Raw genomic sequence first — 12,450 nt, 5'->3', positions numbered from 1 at the left:
CTGCTCCTCGACAGATTTCAGGACACCTCGCCGAGCCGGCGAGTGGCATAGGTCAATTCGCGTGTTGCAATTCCTGCGATCCTGGCTCCGTGCTCGAATGCGGATGCCTGTTCCCGCGCTGCGGCAGCCAGCGCCTGCTCGCCAAAGTCATCGAAGCGTGCGGCGGCGGCGCGCATCAGACGCGCCGCCTCAGCCGGATCAGACGCTGTCGTGGCGCGGCGCATCAGGCGCGCCGCCATCGACCGCGCCGCCGCCGCGCGCACATCATGGCTTAATGGGGGCGCATGGTGTGTCACTGCGGCCCGAATATCGGTATCCGCCAGACGCGCGCCAGACGATCGCGCCGCCACTCCGGCGATCCACAGTGGTCCAGGGTTCGCTGCTGGCACGAGAAACTCCAGCAGCAACGTTACCGGCGTTCCCGCCGCCAGGTCGCCCAACGATACCTGTGTGACATCCATTGCTGCCGCGCCCGTCGGTTCGGCAAGCAGTGCCAGCGCCGGGCGCATGCGCGTCACCCGCCGCAACTGTACCCCGCGCTGCGGAGCGATGGCAATCGTCACAGCAGAGACGGCAGCAGCGCGCACTGTTTCGAGTTCGGCGCTGACGGCGCGTGGAATGGCGGACACGCGCTTCAAAAACAGTGCATGCCCGCCACTGCGGTCGGCAATTGCCGTCAGCAGATCATCCTGGAACTCACCGCCCAGCCCAATAGTCGTGATGGCGATATGCTCGTCAGCCGCCTGATCTGCCAGCGCCAGACATGCCGCAGAGTCGCGGGTGAAGCCGTCGGTCAGGAGAATGATCCGGTCGGCGCAACGTCCATCACGATTGGCGCGGATCTGGTTGAGCGCCAGCGCAATGCCATCCGCCAGATTGGTGCCATCGCCAAGGTTCAGCCCCGGCAGACGCTCGATGGCGCGCACCAGCGTCACCCGGTCCGCGCCGACCATCCCTGGTATGAGCAGCAGGGCGTGGTCGGCGAAGACCACTAGCGCCAGGCGATCATGGTGGTCAAGACGTTCGACGATCGTGTGAAGCGCGCGCACAACGTAATCGAGTGCGCTCGAAGCCGTATCGCGCACTTCCTGTGGCACAGAGCCGCTCAACTGCCACACGGGCACGCCATCGACCAACATCTCCTGCGCCGAACCGGTGCGCAGCAAGGAGCGAAACTGTGTTTCGTCAACGATTGGAATGCGCATGGAACGGCTGACATCCGCCACAAGCGCCCAGTTGACCGGACGGGACGGGGCGGCGCCGGTCACAGAGGCCTGCACGATGAGCAGCACGTAACAGACCTGCGACTCGCGGCTCGCTTCGAGGATAAGAGGAGCTGGACTAGTGGAGAGTGTCAGGGTTGGCATAAGGTACATTATACTATGAGGTGAGAGGGGAGAGGGGAGAGGGGAGAGGGGAGAGGGGTGAGGCGAGAGGCGAGAGGCGAGAGGGAAGAGGAGCGAGGCGAGAGGGGAGGGGGGAGCGGTGAGAGGCGAGAGGGAAGAGGAGCGAGGCGAGAGGCGAGAGGCGAGCGGCGAGAGGGTCCCGACAAGGGCGTCGCGCGAGATTTATCTCGCATCTGTGGCGAGGCGAGAGGGGGGAGAGGCGAGAGGGGTGAGGGGAGAGGCGCGAGGCGAGAGGGTCCCGACAAGGGCGTCGCGCGAGATTTATCTCGCATCTGTGGCGAGGCGCGAGGCGAGAGGGTCCCGACAAGGGCGTAGCGCGAGATTTATCTCGCATCTGTGGCGAGAAGCGAGGCGAGCGGGGAGAGGCGAGCGGTGAGAGGCGAGAGGCGAGAGGCGAGCGGTGAGAGGCGAGAGGCGAGCGGTGAGAGGCGAGAGGCGAGCGGTGAGCGGCGAGAGGCGAGAGGCGAGCGGTGAGAGGCGAGAGGCGAGCGGTGAGCGGCGAGAGGCGAGCGGGGAGAGGCGAGAGGCAAGAGGCGCGAGGCGAGAGGCGAGAGGCGAGCGGTGAGAGGCGAGAGGCGAGCGGGGAGAGGCGAGAGGCGAGAGGCGAGAGGCGAGCGGGGAGAGGGTCCCGACCATGGCGTCGCGCGAGATTTATCTCGCATTTGTGGCGAGGCGCGAGAGGGGAGAGGCGCGAGGCGAGAGGCGCGAGGCGCGAGGCGCGAGGGTCATGGCGTAGCGCGAGATTTATCTCGCATTTGTGGTGAGGAGCCAGGCGAGAGGCGCGAGGCGAGAGGGTCCCGACCATGGCGTAGCGCGAGATTTATCTCGCATTTGTGGCGAGGCGCGCGAGGTGCGAGGCGAGAGGGTCCCGACCATGGCGTCGCGCGAGATTTATCTCGCATTTGTGGCGAGAAGCGAGGCGAGCGGCAAGAGGCGCGAACATGGAGAGGTTGACAGCGCAAATGTGTGAATTGCATGCACGCAACGCTTGCAACAATCATAACCCCTAACCCATAAACGAGGTTCAGGCATGTCCGACACACTCGAACAGACCATTGATCGTCCGGTCACACGGTTGACGCGTGCGCTGCCCTATCTGGTGCTCTTCGGCGGCGTTCTGATCGCTGCCGCAGCCGCGATCTTGATCCGCTACATCCAGGGTATGGAGGTTCCGTCCACCACTATTGCTGCGGGACGCCTGGGGTTGGCGGCGCTTATCCTGCTCCCCATTGCCTGGTCGCGCGCTGGCGACGAGTTGCGTCGCCTGTCACGACGCGACATTCTGCTCGGGATTGTGTCCGGCGTGTTTCTGGCGGTTCACTTTGCTGCATGGATCTCATCGCTGGCGTATACGTCGGTTGCATCATCAGTGGCGTTGGTTTCGACCAACCCGCTATGGGTGGCGCTCCTGTCGGCGGTGCTGCTGCGTGAGCGCCCATCACTGCCGACGATGACGGGTGTCGCGCTGACGATTACGGGAAGCATTCTGATCGGCATCAGCGACAGTAGCGGACCCGATAGCGGCAATGCGCTGTTGGGGAATATCCTGGCGCTTGTAGGCGCATTTGGCGGCTCGATGTATTTCCTGGTCGGACGCAGCCTTCGCCGTCATGTCTCGGTGCTGGCATATATCTGGCTGGTCTACACCAGCGCTGCGGTCGCACTACTGATCACGGCACTGGCATTTGCCGGAACCGCCAATCCACTGGAACTCTTCGGCGGATACCCACCCCTCGTCTACCTGTTGCTCCTTGGTCTTGCCGTCGGACCACAACTGCTCGGTCATACCGCCTTCAACTGGTCGTTGCGCTACCTTTCCGCCACATTCGTCACCGTCGCACTGCTGGGGGAGCCGATCGGCTCGGCATTGCTGGCGCTGATCCTTTTTGGCGAATGGTTTGCGCCGCTGCAACTGGCGGGCTTCGTACTGCTTCTGATCGGCATCGCAGTTGCGGCGCAGGGGGAGCGGAGCGGCAAATAGCGTCTCCTATGCCAGAATCTCGATTGCGCCGGGAACCAGTTCCGCCGTCACTGTGCGCGCTCTGGTGGAAAGGACTTCGCCATCGGTTGCAACCGGGATCGGCGCCGAACTGCTGATGGCCACGTGCCGCACCCGCGCCATCGTCACCTGGCGTAGTCTCGTATGCGTTCCTTCAAGCACCTTTGGGATATGACGAATGATCTCGTCGATCCGCAAATTATCGACCAGGCAGGCATCGAAGTACCCATCATCGATGCGCGCGTCGGGTGTGAGCAGGAACCCGCCCGCCTGATAGCGACCGTTGGCGATGCTGGCGAAGAGCAAGCGCCGTTGAATACGGCGTCCGTCGAACTCGACCGTCATCGGGTGCGCTTTATAGTTCGCCAGTGCGCGAATAATCGCCAACAGATACACGGCAAACCCTTTCAGCCGGGTAATCTTGAGCGCCTCCGCCGCCGCCTGCGCATCGAAACCCGACCCAAGCGCATTGATAAACCAGCGCTCCTGTTCATTATCGACGCGCACCAGACCAAGATCGACGGTGCGCGGGTGTTGGCGCGCAATGCGTTGCACACTGCCAGAGATGTCGTTCGCCAGAAAACCATCGAGCACCTTGATAAAATCGCAGCCAGTCCCCAGCGGAATGATCCCCAGTGGCACACGACGTTCACCGCGCGCCTCGGCCAGTTTGATGCCGTTGACTGCTTCATTGACGGTTCCATCGCCGCCAACTGCCACAATTGCGCTATAACCGCGTTCAACCGCCTGCCGCGCGATTTCGATTGCACCGCCGCGCGTGTGGGTCATGACCATGTCATAGTCGATACCCGCGCGCTCGAGGGCCAGGTCGAGGTCGTGCCGCCGCTCGCCTGCGTGGCCGCGACCAGCCCATGGGTTGAGAATGATCAGCGCCTTGTCCATGCTCTCTGCTCACAGTATCAACGACGCCGATGCGCCGCGTCAGCGATTATACCGGATGTGAAAAGTTCCCCTGTTCTTTTTCGCGGATTTCGGGTATAATCTTCCTACTTTTCCCTCTATCTTTTTTTGATCATTTCGGGTATAATCCGCGCAGGTCGACGCAAGGATGCGTCGGTTTCGTTAAAGGAAAGAAAGGAGGGTACGATGACAAACGAAGAATTGCTGGCTCTCATCGAGGAGGGTGTCGAGAATGGTCGAATCTCGCCAGCACTGGCCGCGTTCATCACCGCAGAACTGCTGGGTGTGGAGGCTGCTGAGACGGACTACGCCGAAGATCGGTTGCTGGAGACGGTTGGCGTATCGGCATGAACCGTGCTGGCGTCTCGCGAAGAGCCGCCCTATCGGGCGGCTCTTCCGTCTTTTTGGCTGTGTGCCGAGAAACCTCAGCCTGCCAGTTCCCGGCGAACCATGCGCGCCCCTTCGACCATCGCCTTCAGTTTGGCGTGCGCCGCCCAACGCGCCGTCTGGCTGAATCCGCAGTCGGGCACGATTGTCAACTTCTCCGGCGCCACATACCGCAACGCCACCCGGATCCGCTCGGCGACATCCTCCGGTGTCTCAATGTAGTAGTTCTTCACATCGACCAGCCCGGCGGCAAGTTCTTTCTCGCTCGGAAATTCGCGCCACAGATCGATTTCCGCCAGTTCGCGGTTGGCGAACTCCAGCGCGTACTGATCGGCATGCGCTTCGAGAATGTGCGGAAACAGCGGACGATAGGTGCGCCTGGCTGTGGGACGCCCGACATAGTTGCCAAAACAAAGGTGTAACCCGATTCTAGCGTCGACGCCGGCAACTGTCGCATTGAACAGTTCGACAAATGCGCGCGGCGCATCAGGGCGCACAGCAATCGATGGCTCATCGATCTGGATGAAGGTGCATCCCGCCGCTGCCAGCGCTTTCAGCTCGGCATTGATGATCGGCACGAGCGCCTCTGCCACATCCCACCGTGTTCGATATGCTGCACCAGGCTTGATCCGTCCGGCAAGCGTAAACGGACCAGGACACGGCATCTTGATCGGGCGTGTCGTGCGTTGCCTGACATACTCATATTCGACCAGCAACCCAAGACCATTGGGCGCCGTGATCGGTTCGACTGCTTCGTAACTTTCGCGCTGATCGTGCCCCGCCACGCCGATCCGACGCTGTGGCGGCAATTCACGCAGCCCCGTGAGAAAACCATAGAATGCCGCAGTGAAAAAACCGGCGCGTCGCATCTCCCCATCGCTCACAATGTCCACACCGGCATCCTCCTGGTCGCGCAGCGCCATATCGACGGCATCGTCCTGCGTTTCGCGCATGTCTTCCGGTCCAAGTTCGCCGCGCTGCGCTGCCCAGAGCGCAACGTGCAACCAGGCGGGCCAGGCGTAAGAACCGATGACGCTAGTCGGGAGAAGCGGGAGATCCATAACATTCACCTCACAGGTTCTATGATTACCACGCAGTCCATCCGCCATCGACGGGCAACACGACGCCGGTAACGAAGGCAGCGTCATCGGATGCCAGGTATGCGGCCGCGGCAGCGACATCCTTGGGCGCTCCCATGGCGCCGGTCAGCGGTTGAAGGTGCGCCAGCCGCTGCTGGATTCGTTCATTTTCCTGAACGCGGCGGCTCATGGGTGTGGCGATCAGACCGGGAGCAATGACATTGACGCGCACTCGGTGCGGTGCATAGTACACTGCCATTGCGCGCGACAAGCCGATGATCCCGGCTTTCGCGGCGGCATAGGCATGAGTGGCGAAATCGGCGTCGCCGCCAACTATGCCCAGAACCGAACTGAGATTGATGATCGATCCGCCGCCTGCCGCCAGCAGGTGTGGCACCGTCGTGTGGCACACGAGAAAGATGCTCGTCAGGTTCACATCGAGCGTGCGCCGCCATCCATCGACGGTGCAGGCGTCCACCGGTCCATCACCCCAGCGCCGACCGCTTGCGCCCGCGCCGTTGAACACAACATCAAGGCGGCGCAACTGCGCAATCGCCTCTGCCGCTGCCCGCTCAACCTGCGATGGGTCGGTCAGGTCGCAGGCGATGGGAAAGAACACCTCCGACGCGCCGCTCAGTGCGCGCGTCTCGTTCAGTCCGGCATCATCAATGTCGAACCCGGCGACGTGCGCTCCCTCGGCAAGAAAGCGCAACGCGACGGCTTGCCCGATTCCGCTTGCCGCGCCGGTGACGATTGCAGTTTTTCCGGTCAGACGCATGGCATGCCAGGCATTCAGCGCGATGTTGGCGGCGTTGAACGTTCTCCTCCGTACACCTGCGCCACACGCGCCCGGTAGTCGTCATAGGTGCGCTCGAAGAGTTCCTCCGAGGCCTCGCTGCCGATCAACACACTGCTGGTCAGCACCAGCGGCGGCTGTCCGCGTTTCGTCAGTTCGGCGGCAACCAGGCACTTCAGTGCATTGACCACTGCGGCATACCCGATTGTCGAACCGGGACCGACCGGATACGACAAGCCTTCGATAGTCACCAGCGCATCGCCGGCAGGCGCGCAGTTGTCGATCGTGACATCGGCGTAATCGATCAGGCGTTTGCCGCTGCTGTGGCGCGGCGTGGACGCCCGGCAATGCTCGACCGACACCACGGCAATGACCGGCATCCCGCGCGCTTTCACTTCGAGGGCGACATCGATAACCACCTGGTTGACGCCGCTATTCGAGAAGATGATGAAACTATCGTGCGGACCAAACACGAAGTTGCGCAGGATGACCTGACCAAACCCCTCGACCTTCTCAAGGAACATCGCCTGGCGCTGCCCGTTGGGTCCAACAACCGGATTGTGATACGTGAGCGACAGTTCGACAATCGGGTGAAAGCCGGGAAAACTCCCGTGGCGCGGGAAAATTTCCTCGATGGGGATGCGCGAGTGACCGGTGCCAAAGAGATGCACCAGCCCGCCAGCAGCAATGGTATCAGCACAGATGCGCGCCGCTTCAACAATGGCAGGCATCTGCGTCTCGCGCACCCGGCGCACGATCTGTTCGGCGCGTTCCAGGTAGTCCAGCGCAGGTGCTGAGTCAGGCATCATGGTTCGGTGTCATTGCGAGTGAAGCAGAGCAATCTCCCGGATCGAAGATCGCTTCACCGCTTCAGCGTGTCAGGCGCGTTCATCGCACTATTATTGAAGGTCAATCACCCGCTCAATGATCCGCCCCGTCGCCTTATCAGAGAGGATCTGTTTGAGTTTATCGCCATGCATGCGCTCTTCTTTCACCAGCGCATACCCGTCGATCTCCTGCGCGACACGGCGCAGCGGCTTTATCGGTTCGGTTGCTCGCCACTCGACCTCAACCGCCTCCCATCGACGCGACCTTGCCGAGCGATAGGCGGCGTCGAGGATGGCGTTGACCACATACCCATCGTAGAACGTCTCCATCGGTGCGCGATTGCTATCCATCGCCTCGAACATATCGGTGAACATGTGGTTATACCCCAATTCGTGGACCTCGTCACCCACCGGGAAGAGCCAGCCCGTTTCGGTTTCGGCTTTTTCGGCGACGTACCCGCCGCCAGCGGCGGTAAACATCTCAAAGCCGGTGCGTAGGAAGTGGTTGAGCCAGATCGTGCCATTCGTTCCGGCGACCTCATCGCGCAGGTCCATACCGCCGCGGAACGTCCAGCTGACCTCGAATTGCCCGATTGCGCCGTTCTCGAACCGGATCAACGCAATCGCATTATCCTCAGCAGCAATCGGATGCACAAGCGTATCCGCCCAGCACATAACCTCCAGTGGACGATTGTTCTTTCCGACGAAATTGCGAATAATCTCCGCGCAGTGGCACCCCAGGTCAATAATCGCGCCGCCTCCCGCCACATGCGCATCCCAGAACCATGCACTGTGCGGTCCGGGATGCGTCTCACGCGAGCGCACCCACAGCACGTCTCCCAGCGCGCCAGCTTCGACCGACTCCAGCGCCTTGAGCGTCTTCGGGGTGTAGACCAGGTCCTCGAGGTAACCGGCGAACACACCGGATCGTTCAACTGCTTCGAGCATTTGGCGCGCCTCGGCAGCCGTGCGACCAAGCGGTTTGGTGCAGAGCACCGCTTTACCCGCTGCTGCCGCTCTTTCGACCGCCTGCACGTGCTGATCATTCGGCAATCCAATGATGACCGTATCGGTTTCCGGGTCCTCAATAGCCGCTTTGAGATCGTTAGTGGCTCTGGTGATCCCCCACTGCGCAGCAAACGCTTCGGCGCGCTCACGGGTGCGTGAATAGACCGTCGTGATCCGGTCGCGCCCGCGATGACCGTGGAGCGTCATGGCGTAGAACATGCCGATCAGTCCAGTGCCCAGCAGCGTGATCGAGTGCGACTTCATAGGCGCTCCTTTGCAGTTGAATGGTCTTCAGCGAACCGTTGCGACGCCCACAGCGCGGCGCCGATAACCCCGGCTTCACCGCCCAGATGCGCCAGCGTGATCTGCACCCGGTCGAGCGGCGTGAGATGGCAACGCGCCACCACCTCGGCGCGCGCTGGCTCAAGAAGCCAATCGCCGAGGCGCGACAGACCCCCGCCGATGACGACCCGTTCAGGGCTGAAGATCGTAATCAGGTTGGCGATTCCGATGCCAAGATAACTTCCGGCGCGTTGCAGAATTTCACGCGCGATGGTGTCGCCATGTTCGGCGGCGCGCGCAATAATTCCCGGCGTGATCTTGTTCAGATCGTAATCCACCAGCGCGCCGATCTGCGTCGTCATCCCCTGCGCCACCACCCGCAGCGCCATCGCCGTGATCGACGGACCGCTGGCGAACGTTTCCAGGCATCCGCGGTTGCCGCAACCACAACGTGGACCATACGGATCAATCGTCATGTGCCCGACTTCACCGGCCGTCCCGTCGATGCCCAGATACAATCGCCCATCGAGCGCAATCCCGCCGCCAATACCGGTGCCCAGGGTAATACCGATAACGCCGCGCGCATCGCGTCCGGCGCCGAAGGTTGCCTCTGCGAGCGTGAACGCGCGCGCATCATTAATGATCGCCGTCGGGCGACCGGTCAGGCTAGTCATGTTGGCGGCAAGCGGGACATTGCGCCAGCCGGAGGGCAGGTTCGGCAGCAGGATCGTCACCCCCTGTGCGAGGTCGATCAACCCTGGCACGCCGATGCCGATTGCAGGGATGTGATCGAGCGGCGTGGCGATCTGCGTGCAGACCTGAGCAGCGAGGGAAGCCATGCGCTCAATCACCGCTGCCGGACCTTCGTGCGCCTCGGTAGGAATCATCAGTTGGAGGAGACGCTCGCCGGTGCGCACATCAACGGCGGCGGCGGCGATTTTGGTGCCGCCCAGATCAATGCCGAGGTAGACGTTCATTGTCTTCTATTTTTGAACATTTCCCGATGGGGTGATACTAACGCATCAGGGTAGGGCTGTCAAGTCATCGGCATCGACAGCCGAACAACGGCGGGATGATGAGCGCCAGACGAGTTACCGACACCAGCATGCGGCGGTGCTCAGTTAACGCCGGCGCGATGCGCTGCCCCGCTCAATCCCAACCTGCTCGCCGGAGCGCCGGAGGACGCCTTCAGACAGGGAAAGGTAACGCAGACGATGCCGAAACAGGCGGTGCTTCTCTCTGCGGAAGGAGCAGTGGCGTGCAAGCGGACAGTCCTGCTTTGTGGAACGCCTTCGAACCGGAGCGTCAGACAGCAATCTGGAATCCAGATAATGAAACCGAAATCGACACTCAACACCCCCCATTTTACGGGTGAATCATAATTGTCGGGAGATACTTCCGATATTGATCGGGCAGCACAGGCGGCTCAGGCGACGGCGGAGGCGAGGGTGGCGGCGCCGGCAGCGGCGCCGCCAGGTTTTCATACAGGATCACACGATTGTGCGACCAGCCAATCGAGATAATGTCGAGGTCGCCATCGTTGTCGATATCGACAAGTTGTGCGCCGTCGTGGTGTTCATCGCCGGTGTACACCGTCCAGCGGCGCCAGCGCGCGCCACGCCCGTCATCATTCTCGAAGATCAACAGACGCGCGCGCTCCGGGCGCGAGGGATCATGCTCGCCGACGACAAGATCGAGATCGCCGTCGCCGTCGAGGTCGCCAACGTCCAGGCTCATTGGTCCGATAACATCAACGGTAATGACATGTTCAACCCAATGCGCCGCCGGGTCTTCACCCTGTTCGTACCACGCCAGTTTCCCTGCTACGCCGATAGCCTCGAACCCCACCACGGCATCCAGCCGACCATCACGGTTCATGTCCGCCAGACGATTCCGGTCCGGTGCGCCTGACCTGTCCGAAATCGTGAGTGAGGTCCAGTTGTCGTTGTCGTTGCGCAACCAGCGTGTGCCTTTGAGCAGGTCGAGGTCGCCATCCCGGTCGATATCGCCTGCGCTGAGTTCTTCGTCCTGTGAGAGTGATGAGATGGTGCGCAGGTTCCACGTGGCAACGGCAGGATCGTCAGGAACGCTCAGTTGTTGAATGCCACGCCCGGCTTCGTGCCACGAAAGCGCAATCTCGAATGGACCATCGGGTGTAAAGCGCCCTCCAACCGCCCCCTGAAGGAAATCTCCAGCGCTGGCGAACAGGTTGGTCAGCACCGTGAACGTACCGCCATCATTGCGTGCCCACGCGAAGCGACCATTGCGCTCTGAACCGCGCCCCTGCGTGCCGAAGATGTCCAGATCGCCGTCATTGTCGAAGTCCGCCAGGATCGCTGCATTTCGCAGCGGTTCGCCGATTGGCGCGCGCACCCACTCGCCGTCGGATCGCCCCGGATTGCGGTACCACCATGCGCCGCTGACTACATCCGGCAGACCATCGCCGTCGAGATCGCCGTGGAGCACGAAGATCGCCCGCTCAGGACGCGCCGCATCGATGACATGCCGCCGCCAGCGCGACAGGTTGCGTTTCGTCGGATTGTTGGTTTCGTTCAGCCAGATGTGGAGACGTGGCGTTTCAAAGTTGTACGGCTTGCCCAGAATGTCAAGATCGCCGTCGCCATCGATGTCTCCCAGACGCGACTCGTGGTGATCGATGCCGGCGGGTCCCTCCATCAGTTCGAATACGCCCAAGCCATTGCCATAGAGCAGGATCATGCGCGAATCGGCATTACCCCCGTCGAGTCGCATTTCACCGCAGAACAGGTCCAGATGACCATCATGGTTCAGGTCTGCCAGCGCCAGGCTGTGCGCATCCTCCATCCGGTCAACCAGTATCTGCCGTTCCCACGCAGCGCCCGTCCAGTGATAGAGGTCGATTGTTCCTTTGCCGTGGCTCGTGCTTGTGACCACTTCGAGCCGTCCACCGGGGATGATCTGCCCGGCGACAACACGAATACCGCGATTTCCGGCATCGATCGCTTCAGCGACGTACCTGCCGTTCTCGAAACGAAACCAGTGTCCTCCACCGATCAGATCGGTTATGCCGTTGCCATCGATATCGGCGGCGGTCAATCCCTCAGCGTAGAGCGTGGACGTGAAAATGGGGGTGGGAGTCCAGAGCGACGCTGCGCGCGGATCAGGTGGAATGGCAGCCATGTACAGAATGGATGGCTGATTCCGGTTCCCCTGATTCCAGAACGCAAGTTCCAGACGCCCATCGCCGTTGAAATCGCCGAAGACCTGGTCGTGGTGGCGGTTTTGACCGCCGCTCTTGATCAGGTGTCTCGTCCATCCTTCAGGCGGGTGGTCATTTGGATAAGGATTTTCCCACCAGAACACCCGATTACCGCTGTAATCCTCACCCGCGACTATATCGAGATCGCCGTCGCCGTCGATATCGGCAAACGCGCCGCCAGCCTCGATACTCAACCGATCCGGCTCAATCACGAATCGCTGCCATCCGGCATTGGTGTAGCGAAGCCAGACGAGCGCAGGCGCTCGTCCACGCCCACCGACCACGATGTCGTCCCGTCCGTCGCGATCAATGTCGAAGGATACCATCATGGTTTGTTCGAGGGGACCGTCCATCGGCGGAGCAGCGGCGTCTGCCAGATAGTTCCATTGCGCCAGCGGGAGTGAGGATGCCGAGGAAAGCAGTCTATTCGTTGCCGCAGGGGCAGTGCATGAACCAAGAAGCGCGAGCAACAGCAGCACGTTGGTGAGCGAACGCAATGATTCCTCC

General features: G+C 61.7%; 10 protein-coding genes. 2 read left to right on the top strand and 8 right to left on the bottom strand.

Features of this window, described 5'->3' with window-relative positions:
• Positions 1-17 precede the first annotated feature (17 nt).
• Entirely contained in the window at positions 18-1,268 is a 1,251-nt protein-coding gene (locus tag RCAS_RS14250) for a vWA domain-containing protein (RefSeq protein WP_232280025.1), read from the bottom strand.
• Positions 1,269-2,436: 1,168 nt separating this feature from the next.
• On the opposite strand from RCAS_RS14250, the gene RCAS_RS14245 reads away from it, so the two are divergent.
• Positions 2,437-3,387 (top strand): DMT family transporter, encoded by a 951-nt coding sequence (locus tag RCAS_RS14245; protein ID WP_012121256.1) that lies wholly within the window; start codon positions 2,437-2,439, stop codon positions 3,385-3,387.
• Between the two features lie 6 nt (positions 3,388-3,393).
• Here the strand turns inward: RCAS_RS14245 and RCAS_RS14240 are convergent, their stop codons facing one another.
• A complete protein-coding gene (locus RCAS_RS14240; protein ID WP_012121255.1) occupies positions 3,394-4,308 on the bottom strand; it encodes a diacylglycerol/lipid kinase family protein in 915 nt (304 codons plus the stop codon).
• Positions 4,309-4,512: 204 nt separating this feature from the next.
• Here RCAS_RS14240 and RCAS_RS14235 point away from each other — a divergent pair, with 204 nt between their 5' ends.
• Positions 4,513-4,677, top strand: coding sequence for a hypothetical protein (locus RCAS_RS14235; protein WP_157042655.1), 165 nt, complete (start codon positions 4,513-4,515; stop codon positions 4,675-4,677).
• A 74-nt stretch (positions 4,678-4,751) separates the two neighbouring features.
• Here the strand turns inward: RCAS_RS14235 and RCAS_RS14230 are convergent, their stop codons facing one another.
• From RCAS_RS14230 to RCAS_RS14205, 6 genes are all read right to left on the bottom strand, one after another.
• Positions 4,752-5,774: a methionine synthase gene (locus tag RCAS_RS14230; protein WP_012121253.1), complete on the bottom strand. Its 1,023-nt coding sequence runs from the start codon at positions 5,772-5,774 to the stop codon at positions 4,752-4,754.
• Between the two features lie 25 nt (positions 5,775-5,799).
• Entirely contained in the window at positions 5,800-6,570 is a 771-nt protein-coding gene (locus RCAS_RS14225) for an SDR family NAD(P)-dependent oxidoreductase (protein WP_012121252.1), read from the bottom strand.
• Between the two features lie 14 nt (positions 6,571-6,584).
• Entirely contained in the window at positions 6,585-7,397 is an 813-nt protein-coding gene (locus RCAS_RS14220) for a sugar isomerase domain-containing protein (protein ID WP_012121251.1), read from the bottom strand.
• A gap of 90 nt (positions 7,398-7,487) precedes the next feature.
• A complete protein-coding gene (locus tag RCAS_RS14215; RefSeq protein WP_012121250.1) occupies positions 7,488-8,687 on the bottom strand; it encodes a Gfo/Idh/MocA family protein in 1,200 nt (399 codons plus the stop codon).
• Positions 8,684-9,682 (bottom strand): ROK family protein, encoded by a 999-nt coding sequence (locus tag RCAS_RS14210; protein WP_012121249.1) that lies wholly within the window; start codon positions 9,680-9,682, stop codon positions 8,684-8,686. Before RCAS_RS14210 ends, RCAS_RS14215 begins: the two co-directional genes overlap by 4 nt.
• A gap of 388 nt (positions 9,683-10,070) precedes the next feature.
• A complete protein-coding gene (locus RCAS_RS14205; protein ID WP_232280024.1) occupies positions 10,071-12,440 on the bottom strand; it encodes an FG-GAP repeat domain-containing protein in 2,370 nt (789 codons plus the stop codon).
• Positions 12,441-12,450: the final 10 nt, after the last annotated feature.

The organism is Roseiflexus castenholzii DSM 13941 (genome assembly GCF_000017805.1).
GTDB classification, from domain to species: domain Bacteria; phylum Chloroflexota; class Chloroflexia; order Chloroflexales; family Roseiflexaceae; genus Roseiflexus; species Roseiflexus castenholzii.
Note: the sequence above shows the minus strand (reverse complement) of the source record. Positions and strands in the feature narration are given on the sequence as shown.